The organism is Rhodococcus sp. 105337, from assembly GCF_012844225.1.
GTDB lineage: Bacteria > Actinomycetota > Actinomycetes > Mycobacteriales > Mycobacteriaceae > Rhodococcus.
Genome location: NZ_JABAGQ010000008.1, coordinates 73234 through 98006, shown reverse-complemented (window position 1 = coordinate 98006; position 24773 = coordinate 73234). Strand labels below are relative to the sequence as shown.

General features: G+C 67.7%; 25 protein-coding genes. 9 read left to right on the top strand and 16 right to left on the bottom strand.

Going from position 1 to position 24773, the window contains the following annotated elements:
• Positions 1-4: 4 nt before the first annotated feature.
• Positions 5-922: an alpha/beta hydrolase gene (locus HF886_RS14180; RefSeq protein WP_169652619.1), complete on the top strand. Its 918-nt coding sequence runs from the start codon at positions 5-7 to the stop codon at positions 920-922.
• Between the two features lie 67 nt (positions 923-989).
• The gene (locus HF886_RS14175) at positions 990-1592 is read left to right on the top strand and encodes a DUF1707 domain-containing protein (RefSeq protein WP_169652618.1); all 603 of its coding nucleotides are present in this window, start codon (positions 990-992) and stop codon (positions 1590-1592) included.
• Between the two features lie 21 nt (positions 1593-1613).
• Here HF886_RS14175 and HF886_RS14170 read toward each other — a convergent pair whose 3' ends face one another.
• The 4 genes from HF886_RS14170 to HF886_RS14150 all read right to left on the bottom strand — a co-directional run bounded on the left by HF886_RS14170 (position 1614) and on the right by HF886_RS14150 (position 5383).
• A complete protein-coding gene (locus HF886_RS14170; protein WP_169652617.1) occupies positions 1614-2228 on the bottom strand; it encodes a glycine betaine ABC transporter substrate-binding protein in 615 nt (204 codons plus the stop codon).
• Positions 2229-2392: 164 nt separating this feature from the next.
• Positions 2393-3583, bottom strand: a complete 1191-nt coding sequence (locus HF886_RS14165) for an NADP-dependent malic enzyme (RefSeq protein ID WP_169621668.1) — start codon at positions 3581-3583, stop codon at positions 2393-2395.
• Positions 3584-4019: 436 nt separating this feature from the next.
• A complete protein-coding gene (locus tag HF886_RS21110) occupies positions 4020-4532 on the bottom strand; it encodes a hypothetical protein (protein WP_240955134.1) in 513 nt (170 codons plus the stop codon).
• The gene (locus tag HF886_RS14150; protein WP_169652615.1) at positions 4529-5383 is read right to left on the bottom strand and encodes a PHP domain-containing protein; all 855 of its coding nucleotides are present in this window, start codon (positions 5381-5383) and stop codon (positions 4529-4531) included. The genes HF886_RS21110 and HF886_RS14150 overlap by 4 nt, the downstream gene beginning before the upstream one ends.
• An 81-nt stretch (positions 5384-5464) precedes the next feature.
• On the opposite strand from HF886_RS14150, the gene HF886_RS14145 reads away from it, so the two are divergent.
• Both HF886_RS14145 and HF886_RS14140 read left to right on the top strand, forming a co-directional pair.
• Positions 5465-6547: a magnesium and cobalt transport protein CorA gene (locus tag HF886_RS14145; protein WP_169621728.1), complete on the top strand. Its 1083-nt coding sequence runs from the start codon at positions 5465-5467 to the stop codon at positions 6545-6547.
• Positions 6544-8352 (top strand): hypothetical protein, encoded by a 1809-nt coding sequence (locus tag HF886_RS14140; protein ID WP_169652614.1) that lies wholly within the window; start codon positions 6544-6546, stop codon positions 8350-8352. Before HF886_RS14145 ends, HF886_RS14140 begins: the two co-directional genes overlap by 4 nt.
• Positions 8353-8363: 11 nt before the next feature.
• On the opposite strand, the gene HF886_RS14135 is transcribed toward HF886_RS14140, so the two are convergent.
• Together HF886_RS14135 and HF886_RS14130 are read right to left on the bottom strand one after the other, a co-directional pair.
• Positions 8364-8960, bottom strand: coding sequence for a suppressor of fused domain protein (locus HF886_RS14135; protein ID WP_169621663.1), 597 nt, complete (start codon positions 8958-8960; stop codon positions 8364-8366).
• A 46-nt stretch (positions 8961-9006) separates the two neighbouring features.
• Positions 9007-10134: a winged helix DNA-binding domain-containing protein gene (locus HF886_RS14130; protein ID WP_169652613.1), complete on the bottom strand. Its 1128-nt coding sequence runs from the start codon at positions 10132-10134 to the stop codon at positions 9007-9009.
• Between the two features lie 73 nt (positions 10135-10207).
• Between HF886_RS14130 and HF886_RS14125 the strand changes: the two genes are divergently transcribed.
• Entirely contained in the window at positions 10208-11053 is an 846-nt protein-coding gene (locus tag HF886_RS14125; protein WP_169621661.1) for a chromosome partitioning protein ParB, read from the top strand.
• Positions 11054-11082: 29 nt separating this feature from the next.
• On the opposite strand, the gene ugpC is transcribed toward HF886_RS14125, so the two are convergent.
• From ugpC to HF886_RS14075, 10 genes are all read right to left on the bottom strand, one after another.
• A complete protein-coding gene (ugpC, locus tag HF886_RS14120; RefSeq protein ID WP_169621660.1) occupies positions 11083-12258 on the bottom strand; it encodes a sn-glycerol-3-phosphate ABC transporter ATP-binding protein UgpC in 1176 nt (391 codons plus the stop codon).
• Between the two features lie 5 nt (positions 12259-12263).
• Positions 12264-13094, bottom strand: coding sequence for a carbohydrate ABC transporter permease (locus HF886_RS14115; RefSeq protein ID WP_169621659.1), 831 nt, complete (start codon positions 13092-13094; stop codon positions 12264-12266).
• A gap of 2 nt (positions 13095-13096) precedes the next feature.
• Positions 13097-13978, bottom strand: coding sequence for a sugar ABC transporter permease (locus HF886_RS14110; protein WP_169621727.1), 882 nt, complete (start codon positions 13976-13978; stop codon positions 13097-13099).
• A gap of 65 nt (positions 13979-14043) precedes the next feature.
• Positions 14044-15387: an ABC transporter substrate-binding protein gene (locus HF886_RS14105; protein WP_169652612.1), complete on the bottom strand. Its 1344-nt coding sequence runs from the start codon at positions 15385-15387 to the stop codon at positions 14044-14046.
• A gap of 126 nt (positions 15388-15513) precedes the next feature.
• The gene (locus HF886_RS14100) at positions 15514-16746 is read right to left on the bottom strand and encodes a GNAT family N-acetyltransferase (RefSeq protein WP_169621657.1); all 1233 of its coding nucleotides are present in this window, start codon (positions 16744-16746) and stop codon (positions 15514-15516) included.
• An 87-nt stretch (positions 16747-16833) separates the two neighbouring features.
• A complete protein-coding gene (locus HF886_RS14095; RefSeq protein WP_169652611.1) occupies positions 16834-17760 on the bottom strand; it encodes a hypothetical protein in 927 nt (308 codons plus the stop codon).
• 67 nt (positions 17761-17827) lie between these two features.
• Positions 17828-18316 carry a general stress protein gene (locus tag HF886_RS14090; RefSeq protein ID WP_169621655.1) on the bottom strand — a complete coding sequence of 163 codons (489 nt, stop codon included), beginning with the start codon at positions 18314-18316 and terminating at the stop codon, positions 17828-17830.
• An 88-nt stretch (positions 18317-18404) separates the two neighbouring features.
• Positions 18405-19367 (bottom strand): CoA ester lyase, encoded by a 963-nt coding sequence (locus tag HF886_RS14085; protein ID WP_169621654.1) that lies wholly within the window; start codon positions 19365-19367, stop codon positions 18405-18407.
• A gap of 134 nt (positions 19368-19501) precedes the next feature.
• On the bottom strand, positions 19502-19963 hold the full coding sequence (locus tag HF886_RS14080) for a DUF6098 family protein (RefSeq protein ID WP_169621653.1): 462 nt from the start codon (positions 19961-19963) through the stop codon (positions 19502-19504).
• 88 nt (positions 19964-20051) lie between these two features.
• Positions 20052-20495, bottom strand: a complete 444-nt coding sequence (locus HF886_RS14075; protein WP_169652610.1) for a DUF4383 domain-containing protein — start codon at positions 20493-20495, stop codon at positions 20052-20054.
• A 268-nt stretch (positions 20496-20763) separates the two neighbouring features.
• Between HF886_RS14075 and HF886_RS14070 the strand changes: the two genes are divergently transcribed.
• From HF886_RS14070 to HF886_RS14055, 4 genes are all read left to right on the top strand, one after another.
• Positions 20764-22035, top strand: coding sequence for a CBS domain-containing protein (locus tag HF886_RS14070; protein ID WP_169621651.1), 1272 nt, complete (start codon positions 20764-20766; stop codon positions 22033-22035).
• On the top strand, positions 22032-22556 hold the full coding sequence (locus tag HF886_RS14065; protein WP_169621650.1) for a DUF1003 domain-containing protein: 525 nt from the start codon (positions 22032-22034) through the stop codon (positions 22554-22556). The genes HF886_RS14070 and HF886_RS14065 overlap by 4 nt, the downstream gene beginning before the upstream one ends.
• A 91-nt stretch (positions 22557-22647) precedes the next feature.
• A complete protein-coding gene (locus HF886_RS14060) occupies positions 22648-23583 on the top strand; it encodes a hypothetical protein (protein ID WP_169652609.1) in 936 nt (311 codons plus the stop codon).
• 300 nt (positions 23584-23883) lie between these two features.
• Positions 23884-24753, top strand: a complete 870-nt coding sequence (locus HF886_RS14055; protein WP_296551712.1) for a lytic murein transglycosylase — start codon at positions 23884-23886, stop codon at positions 24751-24753.
• Positions 24754-24773: the final 20 nt, after the last annotated feature.

The window sequence follows — 24773 nt, the reverse complement described above, 5'->3', positions numbered from 1 at the left end:
GCCGATGCCACAGCTTCCACTGCGCCTCGTGCGGACGACCCTGCGTCCCCTCTACCGGCTCACTCTCAACGCGCGGCTGCCGTACTCGGTGCAGCGGCGATTGCTCGAAGCCGCCGCACCGATCCAGCCGTTGCCGGAGGGCACCGTCGTCCGGAAGGTCACGCTCGGCGGACGACCCGCCGAACGGGTCACGGTGGGGGCGACGGAGCGACCCACAGCGGTGCTGTATCTGCACGGCGGCGCATACACCTGCGCCTCCCCCGCCACCCACCGATCGCTGGTCGCGCATCTCGCGGCCGCGACCGGATCGGTGGTGTACGCACTCGACTACCGCCTCGCTCCGGAACACCCGTACCCGGCCGCTCTCGACGACGCGGTGGCCGCGTACATCGATCTGATCACCGAGCACGGCGCAGATGCGGCGACCACCCCGCTCGCCGGTGATTCCGCGGGCGGCGGCCTGTCGGTCGCCACCGCGCGCCGGCTCATCGACCGGCACGGCGTCACACCGGCAGCGCTGGGCCTGCTGTCGCCGTGGGTCGATCCGGGCTCCCGCACCGTGCCGTTCGACCGGGACGTCGTCGTCAACACCGCTTGGGCGTTCTCGTCCGCCGAGGCCTACCTCGGCACAGGCGACCCGGCCGATCCCGGTTACGCGCCGCTGCACGGAGACCTCACGGGACTCCCCCCGACGCTGATCCAGGTGGGCGTGAGGGAAGTGCTGTACCCGCAGATCTCCGAGTTCGCGGAGAAGCTGCGTGCGGCGGGCGTCGATCTGGAGTACACCGAACAGCCCGAGTTGTGGCACGTCGCGCACCTGCAGGCCGGACTCGTACGCGAGGCGGCCGAGGCGGTGGACGATGTCGGAACGTTCCTGCGACGGCACATGTCCGGTGCGGCACCGGCAGGCACACACGACTGACAGTCGACCGGAAGAGCCGATTAATTCTATAGTTGAGATCCGACAATTCGACCGGACGGCGGATCTCATGACGGACGACCCGAACACCCCGGACATCCTGCTCAGCGATAGCGAGCGTCTGCACGCGCTCAACGTCCTGAGTGAGCACTACGCCGCAGGCCGGCTCGACTCGTCGGAGTTCTACGACCGATCCGGCTGGGTCGCGCAGGCACGCAGCCTGTCCGCCGCCCGGCCGGCCTTCGACGGCCTTCCGGGTGGTGTGCCGCTGGAAATCGCCGACGGGCATATCCGGGTGGTCGACGGGTCCGCATCCGTTCCGGCGGTGCGCCCGAACGATGCGCCCGCACCCACAGATCCGGAAACCGAACTCGTCTCGCTGCGCCAACGGGGAAGCGTCGTCGAGTCTCTCGACTGGATCATCATCGGCATCACCCTGATGACGTTTCTCGTGCTGCAGATGATCGTCGATTGGGAGTACGCCTGGGTGGTATGGCCGTCGCTGATCGTCACGCTGAGTGTGCCCCGCATGATCCTGGGTTTCAGCGACGAGGACGAAGAGCTCTACGAGGAGCTCAAGGAATCGAGCGCCGATGAGCGCAAAGCGCGCCTGCGGGAAGCGGCGGAACGGATCCGGCAGCTCGAGAGCGGCGACAGCAAACGAGAGAAGTGAGGCCCGCCCTCGGCCTGAGTCTCAGCGCGCGGCGAGCCAATCGTCCGCTGCGCGGCCGGGTTCGAGCTCCCCGCGTCGCACCGCGTCCCCCATCTCGGCGAGTTCGTCCGTGGTGAGCTCCCCTGCCACCACGTTCAGCGCCTTCACCTGCTCCGGTGTCAGTGCACCGCTGCGTATCAGCGGGACGACATTCGCGGCCGCCGCGGAGCTTCCGGCGGCCCCTGCATCTCCCGACCCGGGCTGCTCGGCGACCGCATAATCGGAGACCGAGAGCCCCTGCGGCAGCGATCTGTTCAATTCCTCGAACACGTCGTCCGGCTCGACCGCAGTGGCGCCGGGCTGCAACCGCAGCAGCAGCCCTCCCATGTATTCCGGCAGCACGTCGACCGCGCCGGAATCCAGCGCCGCCAGATCCTCGCCTTCGGAAAGCCCGAGCCGGGTATCCACGGGCGACCCGGTGCCGCGCAGCACTGCTGCGTAGATCTCGGCGAGAACCCGGCTGTCGGGCGACTGCCCCGAGCCGACGGTGAGCACACCGGGACCCGAATCCGCCGACAGGACCTGGCCGGTCGAGCATCCGACGAGTGTCGCGGCCGTCGCCATCATCGCCGCGACGCCGAGCATCCGTGTCTTCACCGATCGTCACACTCCTCGAACTCGCCCGTTGCTAGGCCGCCTCCTATCGTCCCATCCGGTTGCGGCAGCATCGGCGGGAGGCACCGCAGCACCGCTTCCTCTCACCGACGCCGAACGCCCGCCCGGAGTCCCGGACGGGCGTTCGGCGAACAGAACAGCTCGGATCAGGCGACGCCCTCGGCCTTGGCCGCTGCCGCAACAGCTTCCGCGACGGCCGGCTCGACCCGCGGATCCAGCGGGCTCGGCACGATCTTGTCGACGGACAGTTCGTCGGCGACGACCGAGAGGATCGCGTCGGCGGCCGCGAGCTTCATGCCCTCGGTGATGCGCCGGGCACCGGCGTCCAGCGCGCCCCGGAACACACCCGGGAACGCGAGCACGTTGTTGATCTGGTTCGGGAAGTCGCTGCGACCGGTGGCGACGATGGCGGCGTACTTGCGCGCGATGTCGGGGTGGATCTCCGGGTCGGGGTTGGACATCGCGAAGATGATGGCGTTGTCGGCCATCGTCGCGATGATCTCTTCGGGGACGGTGCCCGCGGACACGCCCAGGAACACATCGGCCCCGTCGAGAGCCTCGATGAGACCGCCGCGACGATCCGCCGGGTTGGTACGAGAAGCCAGGTCGGCCTTGATCGGGTGCAGGTCGGAGCGATCCGACGAGACGATGCCCTTCGAATCGAGCACCACGACGTCCTCGATGCCCGCGGCGAGAAGGATGTTCGCGCACGCGACACCCGCGGCACCGGCGCCGGAGATGACCACGCGCAGCGTCTTGATGTCACGGTCCTGCACCTTCACGGCGCCCTTGAGCGCAGCCAGCGCGACAATCGCGGTGCCGTGCTGGTCGTCGTGCATGACGGGGCAGTCGAGTGCCTCGATGACGCGCTTCTCGATCTCGAAGCAGCGCGGCGCCGAAATGTCCTCGAGGTTCACGGCACCGAAGCTGGGACGCAACCGGATCAGCGTCTCGACGATCGCGTCGGGATCCTTCGTGTCGAGCACCAAGGGAATCGAGTCGAGCCCGGCGAACTTCTTGAACAGCGCGGACTTACCCTCCATCACGGGCAGCGACGCGCGGGGGCCGATGTCGCCGAGTCCGAGCACGGCCGTGCCGTCGGACACGACGACGACGAGCCGGCTCGTCCAGGTGTAGCGCGCGGCGAGCGTCTCGTCGGCCGCGATCGCACGGCTGACCTGGGCGACGCCCGGGGTGTAGGCGATGGAGAGGTCGCGCTGGGTCTCGAGCGGCGCGGCGAGCTCGACCGAAAGCTTCCCGCCCACATGGCTTGCGAAGATCTCTTCGTCGGTCAGCTCGAGCTTCTCGGGGGTATGTGCAGCAGACACAATTGACACGATGACACTCCTGCGTGTTCCGAGACCAGTCCTGGCCTCGGTTACTGCGAAGAAACTGCACTCTCATGCGTTTCACATGGAGATACAGTGCTCCGCCAAGGACATATTCGATGAAGCATCCGGCGCGCGATCATGGTTACGGCTGTGGAACGCTGTACGTCTTCCGGAGCGCGATGGCGCCGGGGCGGGTGGCCTCGGCGACAAGCCCTCGAGCGGCTCTGCCATCTTTCTTCCGATACCGGAAGGGTGACTCCGGCCTCGGTCGTGGTGGCGAGTTTGCCACCTTTACAGACCAACAATCAAATCGGCATCGATTGCAAAGGTTTCACCTTTTTGTGGTCTCACCTGTGAGTTTGCGGTAACCCCGGGGACGGCGCAACCCGGTTCCTGGGGATTCTCCGGTGCTACCGGTCGGTAGCACCGGAGCGCCGCCGATTCAGCCCCACCACTGCGTGATCAACAGAATCGATGCAGTGACGATGACCACAACGGGTGCGGCGAACGCGGCGAAGCCCCGTGCGCGGTCGGCGACGATTTGGGCGCCGACGGCCACGAGTGCCGCGACGACGTGGGCCGCCACCGAAGCCGAGCCCGGTCCGGGAAAGCCCCGCTGGCCGCCGAGATACTGCGCGCCGACCACCACCGCGGCCAGCACGAGCACTGCCCCGGCGACCACGCCGGACACGACCCGCCCCGCACGAACCGGCAACGATGCCCTACGCGGCTGCCCGGAGTGCCCGGAGTGCCCGGCCCTGCCGTACTTCCGGTTGTCGTACTGCTGCCTGTCGTACTGCCTGCTGTCGTACTGCCTGCTGTCGTACTGCCGCCTGTCGTACTGCCGCCTGTCGTACTGCCGCCTGTCGTACGCCCGGCTGTCGTGATGCTCCGGCGCCGCGGCGAATTCGTCGTCCCGTCCGGCGCCCTGATGCCCCGTCCCCGACGTCCTCATCCCACGACCACCTCGACTCCCTTCGCCCTGTCGAGCAGAGCTTCGTACGCGCCGGGGTCGGTCGTGAACCGTCCGAGCGCGATGTCCTTGTTCCGTCCGTGATAGTCCGACGATCCGGTGACGAACAACCCCAGGCGTTCAGCCATGTCGCGCATCAACCGGGCATCCGCGTCGCTGTGGTCCGGGTGATCCGCTTCGAGTCCGCCCAGGCCGATCTCCGCGAGTTCCTCGATGTGGTCGAGGGCCAGCAGGCGCCCGCGTGCGCGCGCACGAGCGTGCGCGATCACGGTGACACCGCCCGCGGCCGTCACCATCCGCACCGCGTCCGCGAGCGGCGTGTCCGCTTTCGACACGTAATAGCGGCCTCGCGGCGACAACAGTTCGGTGAATGCGTCTCCCACCGTCGCCACCACCCCGGCGTCGACGAGCGCACGGGCGAGATGCGGCCGGCCCGCCGCCGGCCCCGCCTGTGCGAGGACCGCGTCGACATCGATCGGGAGCCCGTCGTCGGCCATGCGCTCGGCCATCGTCCTGATCCGCGACACGCGCTCCCCGCGCAACCGCCCGAGTTCGACCACGAAGTCCGGGTCGTCCGGGTCGAACAGATACGCCAGCAGGTGCACCGCGACAGGCGCGCCATCCTCACCGCGCCCCGTGCATGACATCTCCATCCCGCGCACGAGTCGCAGTCCGGACGGCGTCGCCGCGGCCGCCTCGTCCCATCCGGTGGTGGTGTCGTGGTCGGTCAGTGCCACCACGTCCAGTCCTGCCTCGGCAGCCGCGCGAACCAGCGCGGACGGACTGTCCGTGCCGTCGGACGCGGTGGAGTGGGAATGCAGATCTATGCGCACGTCACCAGTCTGTCAGGTGTGGCGACTAACATGACGGCGCGACATCTCGTGCCGCTCGACCACAACGGAGGGAGGGAGACCATGGCGAACCTGCCCTCCCGATCGGATCGGCACATCTCGGTGGCACCACCCGAGGCGGCCGGGCCGCCCCCACCGGTGCCCACCGAACAGGCCGTGGTGGACTGCGCGGTCTATATCGACGGCCGGCGCGAACCGGGCAAGTACACACACTCCGAGGCGCTCGCCGAAGTGCGTCGCCGCGGAAACGGGTTCGTGTGGCTCGGCCTGCACGAACCGGACGAACAGCAGATGACGAGCGTGGCCCGGACGTTCGGCCTGCACGAACTGATGGCGGAGGACGCGGTCCACGCGCACCAGCGCCCCAAACTCGAGCGTTACGACGATCTGTTGTTCCTGGTTCTGCGGACCGTGAGCTATATCGAGCACGAGAGCGTGACCACGACCAAGGACATCGTCGAAACCGGCGAGATCATGCTGTTCACCGGGCCGGACTTCATCATCAGCGTGCGACACGGCGACCATTCCGAACTCTCCCGGGTGCGCAGCCGGCTCGAGAAGAATCCGGCGCGGTTGATGCTCGGTCCCGCCGCGGTGCTGCACGCGATCGCCGACCACGTCGTCGATTCCTATCTCGCGGTCACCACCGCCGTGCAACCCGACGTCGACGATCTCGAAGAACTCGTCTTCACCCCCGACACACATATCGCGGTCGAACAGATCTACCTCCTCAAGCGCGAAATCGTGCAGTTGCGACGCGCGGTCGTCCCGCTCGCCGAACCGTTGCAGCTACTCATCCGGTCGCCGGGCAACCCTGTGCCGAAGGACGTGCGCCGCTACTTCCGTGACGTCGCCGACCACCACACCACCGTCTCCGACCGCATCGCCGCGTTCGACGAGACTCTCGGCACGCTGCTCGACGCGGCCATCGCGAAGGTCACCGTGCAACAGAACACAGATATGCGACGCATCTCGGCGTGGGTCGCGATCGCCGCGGTGCCTACGATGATCGCCGGTATCTACGGAATGAACTTCGACAAGATGCCCGAGTTGCACTGGGATTACGGCTATTTCCTCGTGTGGGGTGTCATCGTCGTCATCACCGTGGGACTGTTCGTCACGTTCCGACGCAACAAGTGGCTGTGACGACCGCACTTTTCGAACGCGGGCCGGGAAGTCCTGCGGCGCAGCACGACCGGGGCCGGATCGTCCTGGTCGTCGCCCTCGCGCTGATCGCTGCGCAGGTGGCGCTCCGGACCGCGATCGCGGTCACGAGCGAGTTCTACTGGGACGACCTGATCCTCATCGGGCGGGCCGGCACCGAGTCGCTGCTGTCGGAGTCCTTCCTGCGGTACGACCACGACGGCCATCTCATGCCCGGCGCGTTTCTCGTCGCAGGGCTCGCCACCATGATCGCCCCGCTGCAGTGGTGGCCTGCCGCGGTGACTCTCGTGCTGGCGCAGGCACTCGCCTCGCTCGCGGTGCTCCGCGTGCTGTGGCTGTTGCTCGGTGCACGGCGCGCACTCTGGGCGCCTCTCCTGTTCTACCTGTTCACCCCGCTGACCCTGCCTGCGTTCGCATGGTGGGCGGCGGCACTCAATTCGCTACCGATGCAGGCGGCTCTCGCCTGGGTCGCGGGCGACGCCCTTCGGTACGCCCGCTCCGGCCGGCGCCGGTATCTCGTGAGCGGCGTACTCGTCACGGCCCTCGCGTTGATGTTCTTCGAGAAGGCGATCCTCGTTCCGTTCGTCGCGTTCACCGTGCTCGCCCTCACCTACCGCGTCGACGGGCAGCGCCGGCCGGTGCGGACCGCGTTGCGGCAGGCGGCACCGCTGTGGCTCGCCTCGGCCGTCGTGCTCGCGGTGTGGAGCGGTCTCTACGTCTCCACGGTCGAATCACGGTTCGGCGTACCGACCGCCGACATGGCGCTCGGATTGAGCCACCACGGCCTGTCGTACGGATTGCTCCCCTCCCTGGTCGGTGGCCCGTGGCAGTGGGACCGGTGGAACCCCGGACCACCGTGGGCGGACCCACCGGTAGTGCTCGTCGTCGTGGCCTGGGCCGCGCTCGCCGGCGCGCTCGCATGGAGCCTGCGGACACGGCAGCGCACCGGATTCGTCTGGGCCGCGACCGGCGCATACGTCGCGGCATCGATGGTCGCGATGATCAGTACCCGGTTCGGCCCCGGCACCACATACGAACTCGCCCAGACGCTGCGGTACTTCGCCGACTCCGCTGTCGTCGTCGCTGTCGCGGCCGCACTGATCCTGCGGGCGCCACCCCGGCCGGATGCGCCGGCGATCCCCACGACTGTGGTGCGGGCGGTCGCGGCCGTGGCCGCAGCAACGTTCGCCGTCGGTTCCCTGTGGTCCACAGTGACCTTCGCCCGAAGCTGGACCGATAATCCGACCGGCGAGTACCTGGACAACGCTCGCTCCGGTCTGGTCTCCCGCCCGGACGTGGCCGTACTCGACCATCCGGTCTCGGTGTGGGTCCTCCTTCCCGTGACGTTTCCGCACAACCTGATGGGATCGGTGTTCGCCGCGCTCCCCGACCGGTCCGACATCGGCGACAGCACGACGGAACTACGCGTCCTCGACGAGGCGGGGGCACTCGTGCCCGCCGATCTGATGGCGGTGCGCTGGGTCGATCCGGGCCCCGAACCGGGATGCGGTCGTCACGTGGTGCCCGGCACCACCACGATGCTGCCGACCGGGCCGATGCTGGAAGCGACGTGGACCGTCCAGCTGAACTATCTGGCGTCGGCCGACGGCGAGATCGAGGTGGGTTTCCCGTCGCGGGAACCGGCTCGCGTCGAGGTCACCGAGGGTCCGGGCACGGTGTACGTGCGGGTGCCCGGCGGCGGCGACGGTCTACAGGTTCGCACCGCTACCCCCGGTATGAGCGTGTGCGTCGGTGCGGGGCCGGTGGGAGTGGTCGTACCGCGTTGACGCACCCGCATTCAGAAGCGGGCTTGCGCTCGCTTGGGGTCGCGGAGGTCGATGCCCGCCTCCGTCCACGCCTCGCGCAGTGCGTCCGCGCCGCGTAACCGCTTCCACGCCGCTTCGGTGCCGGTCAGCGGAATCGCGTCGAAGAACCGCACCGGATCGGCCGGCTCGGGCAACACCAGATCCGGCACGTCGCCGCTGCCGAGCAGCACCGCCGTGAACGGTGCACCCTCCCAGAGCGGCTCACCCAGATCGAGCAGGGCGTCGTCGGTCAGCACGACTCCCTCCACCGCCGGAAGCGCGGCGAGCAACGCGAGCGTGCGGTGCACCCCGGTCGTCAGGCCCTCCGCATTACGCAGACTCAGAACCAGTTCGGCACGCGGCCCACGATTGGGGTCCGCGACCATCTCCGTCGGGTCGCCCATGGGATGCCGGGAGCATCCCAACGTGGCGAACCGCAGAAGTCCGGTCTCGGGACTGCGGAACCGCAGCACATCGATGGGTTCGAGTCCCAGGAACGTCACCGACGCGGACTCCGGTTCCCCACCGCCGGGGCCGGAGAGGTGGGCGGTGAGATGGGCGCGGACTGCGTCGAGCACTGCGTCGGTCACCCCTGCAATCTAGTCTGCGCCCGCGACCGGGTCTCGGTCCGTGCCACTAGTGCGCCTCGGGCAGGATCCGGACCTCGCGGTCGTCTGCGCCCGGCGCCGAGAACTTCAGCAGGCGCATCCCTTCGGCCTCGATCGCCGACCGGTTCGCGTTGGTGAGACGGCGCCACGGCGTGACCTCGAGGACCGCCGAACGACGTGTCGTGGTGCGGCGGACCGACCCGGCGACCGTCCCGCCGACGAGGACGGCCGCGTGGACGATCCCGTTCTTCGTGACGAGCCGGCGGCGGTCGGCGTCGGACACCAGCCGGGTGCGGTCGGCGTGCGAGAGCAGCACGTTGTCGTACTGCGCGAGGATGCGAACCGGTGCCGGCGTCGCCGGATCGGGACGGGGAGCGTCCGGCAGGTCGAACAGTTCGACCCCGTTCTCGTCGCGGAAGACGGTGAGATCGGGCCGAAGCGCGTCGAAGATCTCGCCGAGACCCGTGAGCCCCGACCATGCCTGCGCGTCGCGTGCGCTCGCGGGGCCGAACGCCGCGAGGTACCGGCGTACGAGCGCGACAGGTTCCGGTGCGAGCGGAGGAAGGGATTCGCCGCCGCGCCCGACCCAATGGTCGAGAAGCGCGAGTCGCGGTAGACCCGATCGCCCCCACAGTCCGCGCGGAGGCACCTGCACCAGCGGTAGCAATCCGCGTACCGCGTAGGCGAGGGCACCGGGCTCGTAACCGGGGAAACGTTCTGCGAGCAGACGGCCCAGTTCCTGGCCGGTGCGCGGTTCGTGGCGGACCAGCTCTGCGGCGAAATCGGACAGTGCCCTGTGGTCGATGCCCGCGAGGCCCGCGGCGTGTTGCGTATCGGTGCGCAGCGCGCGCGTCAGCAGAGGCTGCATCCAGGACCGCAGCGCGAGGGCGTCGGGCGCTGTCACCGCGAAGACGGTTCCGCGCATCAGCGCGATGCGCACCACCTCGCGGGAGGCGATCAGATCCGACAATCGGTCGGGTGTGAATCCGCGTATCCGTGTCCACAACGCGAAATACGGTGGCTCGGGCGCCTGCGCCTGCAACCCGATCAGGTGCTCGAGCATCTCCGCGGTGGAAAGGTCGCTCCGCCTGAGCAGGTGCTGGCGGGCAAGGGTGGCGCGACCGAGTTCGCGAACGGTGAGGGTCCGGTTCGTCACGGGTCGACTGTCGCACAGGTCTCCGACACGCAGGACGCCCCCGCTGCGGCCCAGCACCCGGTACCGTCGAGGAATGGCGCGCGACACCGGTTTTCCGGTTTCCGATGCCGGTGACGATTTCGCGCGGCAACGTCGCCGCGCCGAGTACGCCCGGCTGATCGCATGGCTGCGGCGCGAACCCGACGATGTCAACACCGTGTTGCCGTTCGACGAAGTCGTTCGTGCGCTCGGCAGGGTCGACGAGCGCCGACTCGGCCTGCAGATCATCGAGGTGTCGTCGATCGTCGGCAGCGTGGACCGCACCGACGACTTCGACCGGCGTTTCCGTCCCACGTCGGCGCGTCTGCGCGAACGCTGGGAGAGGATCGCTGTCGCACGGCGGCGAGGCGAGGCGATGCCGCCCATTTCCGTGTACCGGGTCGGCTCGTTGCATTTCGTGCAGGACGGGCACCACCGCGTGTCGATCGCCTACGCCCAGCACGACCGCACCATCGACGCGTACGTCACCGAGATCATCACCCGGATCTCCGCCGACGGGATCACCGGGCAGTCGGACCTCGTGCGCAAGGACCATTACCGGATGTTCTGCACGCGTGTGCCCCTGCCCGCCGACGCCGTTGACGCCGTGCGGGTCACGGACCCGTGGGACTACGCCGAACTGTCCGAAGCGGTGGAGGCGTGGGGGTTCCGTCTCATGCAGGACCTCGGTGAGTTTCTGACCCGCGAAGATGTCGCGCGGCGCTGGTACGAGGACGAGTTCGTGCCCGTGGTCGCGCTGGTCCGCGCCGCCGGCATGTTGCCGAACCGGACGGACGCCGAGGCATACCTCTGGATCGCGCGCGAACGCTATCGCCTCGTCCGCCGCCACGTGTGGAACGACGACATCGTGGAGACGTTGCGGCGACGCAATCCGCGGTGACGGTCCGTCCGGCCGTCACCGCGGTTGCGTCACTTCTGCAGCGTGACGTTGGTTCCCGTTTCCTGGTCGAAAAGCGCGACTTTGGCCGGGTCGAACCACAAATCCACCGGCTTGTCCTTGGCCACCCCGGATTCGACGGGGAGTCGTGCCACCAGCGTGCCGCCGGCGAGATCGACCGAGGCCGTCGCGGCGGCGAGTTCGTCGAGTTCCTTCGACCGCACCTCGGGGCCTTCCACGGTGAAGTACGCGAACTTGTCCGACCCCATCGATTCGAGGACGTCCACATCGGCCGTGAAGGTCACGCCCTGTTCCCGTTGCGCGGGTTCGAGGAGCGCCGCGTCCTCGAAATGCTCGGGACGGATACCGAGCACCACGTCGCGGGAAGGATTGTGCTGCCGGACCATCTCCCACCGGTCGTCCGGGAGCGCGAAATCCCCGAAGGCGGAACGTATCTTGCCCGACTCCAGTTGCCCCGAGGTGAAGTTCATCGCGGGTGAGCCGATGAACCCGGCCACGAACAGGTTCCGGGGATGGTCGTACAGGTCCTGCGGTGCACCCACCTGTTGCACGAGTCCGCTGCGCATGACCACCACTCGGTCACCGAGTGTCATCGCCTCGGTCTGGTCGTGCGTGACGTACACGGTGGTCGTGCCCAGCCTCTTCTGCAACCGGGCGATCTCCGTCCGCATCTGCACCCGGAGTTTCGCATCCAGGTTGGACAGCGGTTCGTCCATGAGGAACGCCTTGGGGTTGCGAACGATGGCTCGTCCCATGGCGACTCGCTGCCGTTGACCACCGGAGAGATTGGCGGGCTTGCGGTCGAGATGCTGGGTGAGATCGAGGATGCGCGCGGCCTCGTCGACCTTCTCCGCGATCTCGCTCTTCGGAAGCTTCGCCAAAGTCAGTGGGAACTCGATGTTCTCGCGCACCGTCATGTGCGGATACAGGGCGTACGACTGGAACACCATCGCGATGTCGCGGTCCTTCGGAGCCTTCTCGTTGACGCGTTCACCCGCGATCCGCAGTTCACCGCTCGAAATGTCCTCGAGGCCGGCGATCATGTTCAGCGTCGTCGACTTTCCGCAACCGGACGGGCCCACGAGGATGATGAATTCGCCGTCCGCGATCGTCAGATCCACGTCGCGGACGGCTTTGGCGCCGTCAGGGTATTCCTTCGTCACCTTGTCGAGCACGATCTCGGCCATGACGCTCACCCCTTCACCGCGCCGGACGTCAGTCCGGCGACGATACGACGTTGGAAGATCAGTACGAACACGATGATCGGGATGGTGATGACCATCGCGGCAGCGGCGATGGAACCGGTCGGTTCCTCGAACTGCGAAGCCCCGGTGAAGTTCGCGATCGCCGCAGGTGCCGTGATCGACCGCTCCGTCGATGTCAGCGAAATCGCAAACAGCAGGTCGTTCCAGCAGAAGATGAACACCAGAATCGCGGCGGTGATGATTCCCGGTGCAGCCAGTGGCGCGATCACCTTCCGGAACGCCTGCGCCGGGGTGGCGCCGTCCATCTTCGCGGCCTTCTCGAGCTCCCAGGGGATCTCCCGGAAGAAGGCCGAGAGCGTATAGATCGCGAGTGGGAGCGAGAAGGTGATGTACGGGATGATCAGCGCGGCCCAGGTGTCGAACAACCCGATGCTGCGCATGATCTCGAACAGCGGGCTGACCAGGGAGATCTGCGGGAACATCGCGATGAGCAGGGCGACCCCGACCAGCACCTTCTTGCCCGGGAAGTCCAGGCGGGCGACGGCGTACGCCGCCATCGTCCCGAGGATCACGGCGATGAACGTCGCGATCAGCCCGATCCCGATGGAGTTGATCAACGCGCTCGTGAACGCGTTGGTCTTGAAGATGCCCCGATAGTTGTCGAGGGTCCACTGCTGCGGGATGAAGTTGCCGTCCTGGATGGTGCCGGGCGGCTTGAACGACAGGCTGGCGATCCACAGCACCGGCACGAGCGCGTAGAGGAGCACGAGCACGTTGACCGCGGACCACGACACGGTCTTGTTGCGGGTATCCGCCATCGTCACCGCTTCCCTTCGTCCGACCCGGGCGCCGACGCACCGAACAACTTGATGAACACGAACGCGATGATGGCCACACACACGAAGATGAGCACGCTGATCGCAGATCCGATACCCAGGTTGAACGCCCTGAACAGGTTGTCGTAGCCGAGGATCGACAAGGAGCCGGTGCCGTTGGAGCCGCGCGTGAGCACGTAGATGTTGTCGAAGATCCGGAACGCGTCGAGTGTGCGGAACAGCAACGCGACGAGAATCGCCGGTTTCATGAGCGGCACGATGATGCGGATCAGCCTGGTCCATGCTCCCGCGCCGTCCACCTGCGCGGCCTTGAGCAGGTCGTCGGGAACCAGGGCGAGCCCTGCAAGCAAGAGCAACGCCATGAACGGTGTGGTCTTCCAGACCTCCGCGAGCACGATGATCGCCAGCGACGGGAGTTGGTCGGTGAGCGGCGCACTGCCGTCCGGCAACAGGTTCGCAAGGTACCCGGTTCCCGGCGTCCACGCGTAGTACCAGCTGTAGGCGGCCGCGACGGTGACGATGCCGTACGGGATGAGCACGACGGTGCGTACCAGTCCCTTGCCGAGGATCGTGCGCTGCATGACGAGAGCGATTGCCAGGCCGAGGACGAACTCGATCGCCACCGAGACCACGGTGATCCCCAGCGTGACGAAGAACGCCTGCCACCAGAACCCGTCGGTGAGCACGTCGACATAGTTCGACAGGCCGACGAACGTCCGGTCGTCGGGGAAGCGAAGGTCGTAACGCTGCAAGCTCAGCCACACGGCGTAGGCGACCGGGTAGGCCGTCACCGCGACCATCACCAGAGCAGCGGGTGCGACGAGCCAGAGACCGAGGCGCCGCTCTGCCTTCTTCCCTTCGGACAGAGCAACTTTCGCCGGGCGAGCGCTGTCGTCCTGCTCGTCGCTCTGTTTCTGCGATTCGACTGCCGTCACGGAACCAGCCCTTCCGAGTTGACCGCCTTGCGGACCTGTTCGGCGAGTTCGCCGACGGTCTTCGGCGGGTCGATCCGGTCCACCGGGTTGAGGATGGAGGTCACCAGCGTCGAAATACTCTGGTATGCAGGCGAAGCGGGGCGTACGGCCGCGTTCTCGAGACTGGCCCGCACCTCCCGCCACGCCGGATACGCCTCCTGGAAAACCGGGTCGTCGTACAGCACTTCCAGAGTCGGCGGTACGCCACCGCCGATGGCGTTGTTGCGCTGATTCTCTTCGTTGCGCAGGCACGTCATCGCCTCGAAGGCGAGGTCGGGATGAGTGCTCGTCCGCGCCACGGCGATGTTGAATCCACCGATCGTGACCTTCGCCGGCTCACCCGGAATCACGGACGGGTACGGCGCCGGAAGGAAGTTCTGCTCCCCGTCGACGGTGAGGACCGTGTTGCCGGTGTTCTCGGTGGTGACATTGCCGTTCTCGTCGATGAACGGCAGGTCGGCGGCATTCTCGAGGATCCCGGGAAGCACGAACGGCCAGTTCACTTCGAACGCCGTGCGGCCGCTCTCCATCCCCAGTCGCACTGCCGCTTCGTCGGCCTGGTTCAGGGAGGGGTCGACTCCCGGCGCAGTCGCCACCCTTTTCATGATGTCGAGGGCCGTCTCCGCCGCATCGCCGTCCTCGAGTGTGACGGTGGTGCCGTCGTCGGCGACGACGGACCCACCGGCGCTGGCAAGAAGGGTGTTGAACCACACCATGAGACCTTCGTACTGGCGTCCCGTGACCCCGATCCAGCTCGGTAGCCCCTCCTCGGCGAGGCCGCTCGCGATCTCGATCATTTCGTCCCATGTCTGCGGCGGCTGCCCGTCCGGCATCAGATCCTGGCGGTACCAGAGCAGTTGGGTGTTGGTGTTGAGCGGTGCGGCGTAGAGGACGTCCTGCCAGGTGGCCGATTCCAGAGGCCCTCGGAGGGTGCCTTCGGTCACGTCGGCCGCAATGTCGGGAGGAAGTGGTAGAGCCCATCCCGCTTCGGCGAACTCGGCGGTCCAGACCACGTCGAGCGTCATCAGGTCCAGACTCGCATCGCCGCCGGTGAGCCGTCTCGCCAGCTGCAGGCGCTGGTCGTCTGCGTTCTTCGGCAGCGTCCGCTGCTCGACCGTGTAGCGCCCCTGAGCCTGCTCGGTACACACGGCCGCTGCCTGCGCGTACTGCTCGGCACCGTCCGCTGCCGTGTAGAAACTCAGGACGGTACCGCTGCTGCTGTTTCCGCAGGCCGTCAGACCGGCTCCGACAAGCACAGCAACGGCGCCGGCCGTGACGTGCCTTGCCCACTTCCGTCGCATACCGCCTCCGCCCGCACTGCCGAGACAGTGACTTGTGTCACCGAAATCGACAATATCGCTTGGGGTCGCACAAGCGGAGCAAAACGGGCTTTGGGCGCATGCCGCCGGGAGGGAGGTGCGGGAGGCTCAGAAAGAAGTACCGGCGAACGGTGCCGGGACCCATCCGAAGAGCCGGTCCGCGACCGGCACCGCGTCCGCGTGCCGAACCTCGATCCGGCCCGCCGCGGCCAACGTGCGACAGGCGACGCCGCCCAGCAGGAGCGACCCCAGCTCGGCCACACCGATCCGCAGATCGGCCTGCCCGTCGCTGCGCGCCGCGCCGTCGGCGGAGATCGTGTACGTACCCTCGTTCTCCGGGAACATCGGGTCGACGACGCCGAGCGTCACCGTCCCGTCTCCCGTATAGACGCGGGACGCCAGTGCCCGCTCCACGTCGAGCACCCGCAGCCACGTCTCGTCCTCGATCGACCGGGTGCGTACCGCACGGTGGTCGCGCAGAAGCCAGGGCATCGGATCGTCCGTGGGCAGTTCGGCGAATCTCACGCGGGCGACGAGGTCGAGGCCGAGCAAGAAGCGCACGAGGCCGGCGTGCGCTTCCACGGACGGTGCGAAGAAATCGTCGACGACGATCGTGGGGGTCTCGCTGGTGAACCAGTCGTGGGGGTCGGCGGTGCTGGGGCGGTAGCGCACGAACCCGTCCTCGTGTCCGGGTTGCCCGTGGACAGCAACGTAACGGGCCCCCGAGGTCGACTGCGCACGCATTCTCTGGGAGTTCCACCACTGCGACCACCGTTCGAGAGTGCCCGGACGAAGGGGAAGGTGGCGGGAGTGGATGTGCGGCAACAGATCCCATGCCTCCGATCCGGTCAGCAGCCGAACGGGGCCGCCTTCCGGCGCCCCGGGCCGGAAGGCCGCCCGGCGCAGGTCCACCTCGGACTCAACCGACCACGAGGCGATTCCGTACCCGAACCTGCCGTAGATCGTCGCCTCGGAGGCCCGAAGTGTCGCCACCACGTCGCCGCGGGTACGCGCGTCGCGCAGTTGCTGCCGGACGAGCGCAGTGACGACTCCCCGGCGTGTGTGGGTGGGCAGCACGCCGATGTGGGTGACGGCGGCGTGGGCGACCCGCGCGCCGCCGGGAAGGACGATCTCCCCCGAGAACGCATCGACCGTGCCGGCGAGGACACCGTCCACGAACGCCCCGAAGGTACGGCCGGGTTCGAGATAGTCGTGGATCGTCCCGTCGGGATAGGTCGGTGCCGGCAGTCCCACCATCGCTGTCCGGAACAATGCCATCGCCTGGACCAGTTCGGCCTCCGACTCGAGGACCCGCACCTGCGGCTCTGCGTTTTCACCCATCCCGGGACCCTAGCCCGCGCCGGCTCCTCCCCGCGACCGGGTATTCGGCCTGCGGCACGGACGCTTCGGCACCGCAGCGGTGTCTCATCACCGTGTCGCGTTCTGCAAGCGAACGAGTTTCGTCTCGGCGGCGGACGCCACCCGCTCCGCAGACGTCACTTCCTTCTTTGCGCGGGCCACGGCTCGTCGTGCGAACTGCCGTTGCTGCTCGGCATGGTCGAGTTTCCGGCGCAGGTCGGCGACCTCTCGTTCGGATCGTTCGAGCTCGGCATCGGCGTCCCCGGCCGCAGATCGCGCCTGCTCGGCCGACGCACGCGCCGACTCCACCTCTGCTGCGACCGCGTCGACTTCCGCCCGTCGTGCCTCACGTTCCGCCTTGTCGCGTGCGGCTTTCCCGGCCGTCTCGCGCGCGCCGGCGCTCCGGCCGCGTTTCGATGCGGCGGTCCGTTTCCCGGAGGTCCTGGGCCGCTCGGGCGCGGGCGCCTCCGTCGTGTCGTCGTCGGAGGTCTCGGGCACGAGCGTCAACGGCACGGCGGACAGGTCACCGAACCCGCTGTGCTCGACTATCGACGAGAGTCTTCCCGCGCGGACCTCGTCGGCCACCTCGGGATCGGCGAGCGCCGCGTTGAGCGTCTGGCTCACTTCCCTGAGGGCGCCCTCGGTGGCACGGCGCCCGTGGTCGTCCGCGAGGTCGGCCGCCGCCTTCTCGAGCGCTGCCACCACCTTGCGCCGCTGCGCCGACAGCGCACGCATGTCGCTGCCGGACAGCCGCCGTTGCGCGGTGCGCAGTGCGTCACCGAGATCGAAAAGTGCTGCGAGTTCGTCCCCGCGTTCGCGTGCGAGCAGATTGACCATCCATGCCGCCACCGTCGGCTTCCGGAGCCTGCCGATAGCGGCGGTGAGTTCACGGTCGCCCGCCCGGCGGGCTTCCGCCGCACATTCGTCGCGGGCGGAGACGAAGTCACCGGGATCGAGACCGTAGAGCCTGTCGGCCACCGAATCGAGATCGGGCATACGACCGACACTAGTGGCGCGGGCCGGGCCGGTGCAGCCCTCGTCGCCGCCCGGCCCGCACCGAGGGTTACAGCGCGAGCTTGGCGAGCAGGTCGCGGGCCTGCTCGGCCGTCCTCGGCTTGCACAGCACGTCGTACCGCCCCGCGACGAGTTGCATCGTCGACGAGAAATCGCGCTGCCCACGGGTCGCGGCGTACGGGATCGAGGCCGAGATCAGGCCGAAGATGATGCCGCCCACGAGACCGACCAGCAGCGGGCCGAGGAAGTCGGTGGAGAAGATACCCAGCAGCAAACCGAAGAACACACCGAGCCAGGCGCCGGAGACGATTCCGCCCCCGATGACCTTCGGCCACGTCAGCCGTCCGGTGACCCGTTCGACCTGCATGAGATCCACCCCGACGATCGTGACGTCCTCGACGGAGAAGTTCTGATCGGACAGGTGGTCGACGGCGCGCTGCGCCTCGGCGTAGGTCGTGTACGACCCGACCGGCCAGCCGGTCGGGGGTTCCGGAAGGCCCGGCACCTGACGTCCGCCAGGTCCGATGGGGTTGGTCATGAGTATTCGGCTCCTTCTCGATGGCCGCGTGCCGTCTTCACCGGCACGCCCGCTGTCCATTCTGCCCGGACCGGCGGCGAGAACACGATTACTCGCCGCGGGGAGGCTCGAACGTTTCGGTGCGAGACATCCCTGCCGCTCGCCCCTTGGCCGAGATGACGAGTGCCATCTTGCGGCTGGCTTCGTCGATCATCTCGTCGCCGAGCATCGCGGCACCGCGCGCGCCGCCTTCCGCCGAGGTGTGCCATTCGTACGCGTCGAGGATCATCTCGGCCTTGTCGTAGTCCTGCTGCCGCGGGCTGAAAACCTCGTTCGCGGCATCGATCTGACTCGGGTGCAGTACCCATTTTCCGTCGAAACCGAGCGCGGCGGTCCGTTGTGCGGAACGACGGAACGCGTCGACGTCACGGATCTGGAGGTACGGGCCGTCGATGGCCTGCAGCCCGTGAGCGCGCGCCGCCATCAGGATCGTCATGAGGATGTGGTGGTACGCGTCGCCACGGTCGTACCCGTCGGGCTGCTCCCCCACCACAAGCGTGCGCATGTTGATGCTCGCCATGAAATCCGCGGGCCCGAACACGAGTGTCTGTACGCGCGGACTCGCAGTGGCGATCGCGTCGATGTTGGTCAAGCCGAGAGCGTTCTCGATCTGGGGTTCGATGCCGATGCGCCCGACCTCGAGTCCGTGCGCCTTCTCCACCTGCGTGAGCAGGAGATCGAGCGCGTGGACATGGCTCGCGTCAGGCACTTTCGGCAGCAGAATCGCGTCCAGATGCGCACCGGCGCCCCCGACCACTTCGGCGACGTCGAGGTACGTCGAATCGGTGGTCCAGTCGTTGACCCGGACAACCTTGAGCTGGTCTCCCCACCCGTCCTCGTTGAGCGCTTCGACGATCGTCGTGCGGGCCTCGGCCTTGGCGAGCGGCGACACCGCGTCTTCCAGATCGAGGAAGATCTCGTCGGCGGGCAGACCCTTGGCTTTGTCGATCATCTTGCGGCTGCTGCCCGGAACCGCGAGTACCGACCGCCGGGGCCTGAAAGAAAACGACATGACCGCACAGACCTCCACGTTCGGAAACGACACGAGCCACGAGCCCACGGCCCGACGGCGGTGCTCATGCTACCGCTGCGGAGACCGGCGTTCGGGACCACAGAGACCGGCGTTCGGGGACCGCGAATGCGCCCTCACGTGTCGCTGCGGGAATCGTTCCCTACTGCGAATCGCTCGTGGTACCGGCGCGACGCCTCTTCCAGGACGGCACGACCCAGTCGTGCGAGTGGACGGATGTCGGTCAGCAGCGGCTCGTGATCGGGTCCCCGGCCCACGACCGTTCCTTCCAGCAACCACGCGAATCTGCCGTCCTCTTCACCGAGTTCGCCGTACTTGCAGATTCGGCGCGCCAGCCAATCCTCCAGCGGTCCCGGCCACCACGGTTCCGGGGCGAGGGTGGTCACGGACAAGCCGGGCAACGTGACACCGGCTTCGTAGTCCCGGCTCGGGCCCGCGGCCTCGTCGGCGGCGGGACCTTTGGAGTACCGGACATGGATATCCGGGTTTCCCGCGACGAAGTCGGCGACCTCCCTCAAGCTCGAGAGGAGCGGGATTCCGCCTGGGACAGAGTGTGTTTCACTCAGAGTGCTGCTCATGACGTTCTCCGGATCGATCCCGAACTCCGTGAAGCGTCCGTCAGCGGGCCGACACCGTACGTCGGCCCGCTGACACACCTTCCCGCGTCTAGACGGCGGCGCGGCGGCGCGGCGGCAGCAGCACCCCGAGTGCGATCATCGCGACCGCCAGCACGAAGTGCAGCCAATCGTCCGCAGTGTTGAGCGGCACGAAGTTCGCTGCGCTGTCCTTGTCGATCAGGAGGCCGTAGATCCACAGGACTGCGTAGATGACACCGCCACCGATGAGATACGCCTTGGCGCCGGAGATCGTCCGGCCCATGGCCAGTCCCGCGACACCGAAGAGCAGATGCACGATGTTGTGGAGAATCGACACTTCGAAGATTCCGAGCAGCATTGCTCCGGAATGGTGGCCAGCGAAGGTCATGGTGTCGTAGTCGGTGGTGACTCCCGGGATGAACCCCAGGATCCCCACCAGCAGAAACACCACCCCGAAAACCATTGCGGCAAGCTGGATCGGCGTTCGATTCGCTCGCATTACCCGTTCGGCCATGGCCGTCCTTTCTCCATCACGAAGGAATGAGACGTCCACGGGCTACCCCTCGTCCGCTGCATGAAACCGGCGACGCGCATCGGTTTTGCCGATCGATGCCGACGCACGGGAAGCCGGGGCGACGATGCGTACGATGACTACGGTTCATGCGGCCCACCGCGAACGTCCGTCCGCAGTGGCCGAGAGGCCCTGGACGGTGTGTCCGCACCGCCCGGGGCCGCTTTTATGCTGAGCTCCGCGCGGCACCGATACGGTTGGGAGTGACCTCTTGGCAGCAGTGAGCAAGGTCTTCGTCGCAAGGCTCACGGGTCTGGTAGTTCTCGGGCCCGACGGGGAATCCGTGGGCCGCGTGCGCGACGTGGTCCTCACGATCCGCGTCGGTCGTCAAGCACCACGCGTCCTGGGACTCGTCGTGGAGTTGCCCACGCGAAAACGCATCTTCGTCCCGATGCTGCGGGTCACGGCCATCGAACCGGGATCGGTCACGCTCGTGACCGGCAACGTCAGTCTGCGCCGGTTCACGCAGCGCCCCTCGGAGGTGCTGGCACTGGCACAGGTGCTCGACTCGAAAGTGCGCGTCGATGACCCGGAACTGCCCGACCTGATCGGTGTGGACACCGTGGTCGTGGACCTCGGCATCGAGCTCACGCGCACCCGGGACTGGGTGGTCGCGCGGGTTGCGGTGCGCCGGCATCGCGGCCGGCTCGCGCGGCGTGCCCCCATCCACATCGTGGAATGGCCGCACGTCCACGGTCTGACACAGCAGGCACTGTCCCTGCCCGGCCAGGGTGTCGCGCAACTGCTCATGCAGTTCGAGGACATGCGGCCCGCCGACGTCGCCAATTCGTTGCGCGATCTGCCCGCCAAACGGCGCACCGAGGTCGCGGTGGCCCTCGACGACGAGCGGCTCGCCGATATCGTGCAGGAACTCCCGTCCGACGACCAGACGGAGTTGCTCACCGAACTGGGTGTCGACCGTGCGGTGTCGGTGCTCGAAGCGATGGATCCCGACGACGCCGCCGACCTTCTCGGCGAGTTGCCCGAAACGGATGCGGAGTCGTTCCTGCAGCGGATGGACCCGGAGGACTCCGAGCCGGTGCGGCGCCTGCTCGAACACTCCCCCGACACCGCCGGTGGTCTGATGACCCCCGAGCCGGTCACACTCAGTCCCGCGACGACCGTCGCGGAAGCACTGGCGCGGGCACGGCACCCGGACCTCACTCCGGCGCTCGCCTCGATGATCTTCGTGGTGCGGCCACCGACCGCGACACCCACCGGCAAGTATCTGGGCTGCGTCCATCTGCAACGATTACTGCGCGAGCCCCCGGCGACTCTGATCGGCGGCATCATCGACAACGATCTGCCGCGCCTGGATCCCGGGGACGCGCTGACGACCGTCACCCGCTACTTCGCGACCTACAACCTCGTGTGCGGTCCGGTGGTCGACGACGAGCAGCACCTGCTCGGGGCGGTGAGCGTGGACGACGTGCTCGACCATCTGCTGCCCGAGGACTGGCGTGACGAGGAGACCGAAGGATGAGTGACCGACTCTCGCAGGGCCGATCGCGTCTCGAGACACCGCAGTCGTCCCGGTTCCGCTGGAACTTCGATGTGGAGGCAGTAGGACGGGTCAGCGAACGCGTCGCGCGTTTCCTCGGCACCGGGCGGTATCTGGCGATCCAGACCATTTTCGTGGTGGTGTGGATCGCCCTCAACATGACCGCGGTCGTCGGGCGATGGGACCCCTACCCGTTCATCCTGCTCAATCTCGCGTTCTCGACCCAGGCTGCGTATGCCGCACCGCTGATCCTTCTGGCTCAGAACCGGCAGGAGAACCGCGACCGGGTGTCGCTCGAGGAGGACCGGGCCCGGGCCGAGCAGACGAAGGCCGACACGGAGTTCCTCGCACGGGAACTCGCTGCTCTGCGCCTCGCGGTGGGCGAGGTGGCGACCCGCGACTACCTGCGGCGAGAACTCGACGATCTCCGGTCGCTGCTCGTCGACGAGGACGAGGACGACGCGGCATCCGGTTCCGGAAAGGGACGCACGCCCAGGCGCTGACACCCGGAATTACACATAAGCCGACCCGGTTATGTAACGTTCGTCACAACACCAACCGATGTGGCAGACGGATACAGAAGGGGGCGGTCGGGTGCGTTGGACGGCGACATTGGCGATTCCGGTGATCGTGGCGGCCGGACTGGCTGCGACGGCGTCGTCGGCAGCACCGAGCGTCGCCGAGAACGTACCGGAGCCTGCTGCGGCCGCGCTGACGGCTCCTGCTACCGCCGTCGGCCTCGTACCTGCCGAACCCGCGTCGCCGATCACGTTCCGCACCCCGGGCGAACCGTCCGATCCGGTGCTCCAGCGCCCACCAGCGGCACCCGCCGGGGCCGTCCCCTCCGTATTCGGTGAGGGTCCGGCCGCAATTCCCGAACTCGTCTACTACGCGTACCGGGCCGCGGAAATGCAGATGGCCGTGGACAGTCCCGAATGCGGAATGCCGTGGCACCTGCTCGCCGCGCTCGGGCGCCTCGCGTCCCAGCACGCCGACGGTGGACGCACGGACATCCTCGGCACGCTGACCACGCCCGTCGTCGCACCCACCGGAGCCCTCGGCCCGATGCTTCTCCCCGCCGCTGCCTGGGAGCAGCATCGCGCGGACGGGAACGCAGACGGAAACGCCGACGCCCAGAACGTGTTCGACGCCACGCTGGCCGCGAGCGCCTGGATGTGCGCGGACGGCGCCCGGCTTCGCGAGCCGGACGGGGAGGCGCGCGCGGTCGCACTGTTCAACGGGTCGCCCGAGTTTCTCGCGAACGTGCGCGAGTGGTCGGCTACGTATGCCAAGGGCGCCGAAGTCGCCGAGTCCGCCTTGGCGCCGGCTCCGGCGCGGCCCCTTCCGGCCGCCTCCGACATCGCCGCTCCGGCACCCGTTCCGGCCCCGCAGAGCGCTCCCGGCGACCCGGCCGCAGCAGACGAGACCGGCGAGCCCGGAGGCGACGCTCCGGCGCCGGCCCTTCCGCCCTTGCCGCAGTTGCCCGAACTTCCGCCGGTTCCCTGCCTCGTACCCGCCTTCTGCGAATGACCCCGTAACGGGGCACTGCCTGTACCGAGACACTGCCCGTAGCAAGACACTGCCCGGGGGACCTGCTGCCGGGGGCGTGCAGGTACCCAGCGCGGCCCGAGGCGACACGCCGCCCATATTATGACGCGGGTCACACTTGGATAACCGCGGAGCCGCCTCAACGGCACAAACCCCTCTGGCACACCCCTAAACCAGGCGTTACATCACGTTTAAATAACGGAACGGCTACGAACCGTGTACTGTCAGCCCCGTAAATAACGGAGGCATCTCGGGTTCGAGATTCGCCCGAGGGAGGTACGAGTGGGCCGGCACGCCAGACCGACGGATTCCAAGATCCGCCGCAATTCAGTGATCGCGATGACAGGTTTGGTACCGGTAGGCCTCGTTGCCGCCGCCGCGACAACTGCGGGTGCATCACCGCGTGCGCTGCTCGGAGTCCACCAGGACGCCCAGGCGACCACGATGGGGAACGCAGTCCCCGAGACGCTCCCCCAGGTCCCCGAAGCCGTATCCGTGGCGCAGTCCATCATGCTCGAGCCCGCCCCGGCACCGGCGCTGGCACCGAAGTCCGCATCCCAGCCGGCGCCCGCACCCGAGACGAAGGTGCTTACCGAGGGGCCTCTCGGTATCCCCGGCATCAACTTCGACGCATACCGCAATGCCGAGCGCATCCTGTCCGAGGAGAACCCGGGCTGCGGGATGTACTGGACACTGCTCGCCGGTATCGGCAAGGTCGAATCCGGTCATGCCAACGGCGGCAAGGCAGACGAGAAGGGCAACCTCTTCGAACCGGTGATCGGCCTGCCCCTCGACGGCAGCCTCCCGGGCCAGGCCACCATCGCGGACACCGACGGCGGCGTTCTGGACGGCGACGCCGTGTACGACCGCGCCGTGGGGCCCATGCAGTTCATCCCCACGACCTGGAATCAGTACGCGGGCGACGGCGACGGCGACGGCGTTGCCGACCCGCAGAACCTCTACGACTCGACGCTCACGACCGCGCGGTACCTGTGCGACGGTGGCCTCGACATGCACAACCTCGGCCATGCGACGAAGGCAATCCACCGGTACAACAACTCGATGGCCTACGTCGCCAACGTGCTTGCGTGGTCGGCGGCCTACTCGACCGGTGTGACGCCGAGTCCGGCCGACCTGCCGCGCATCCACTGACAGGCACCCACCTACCATGG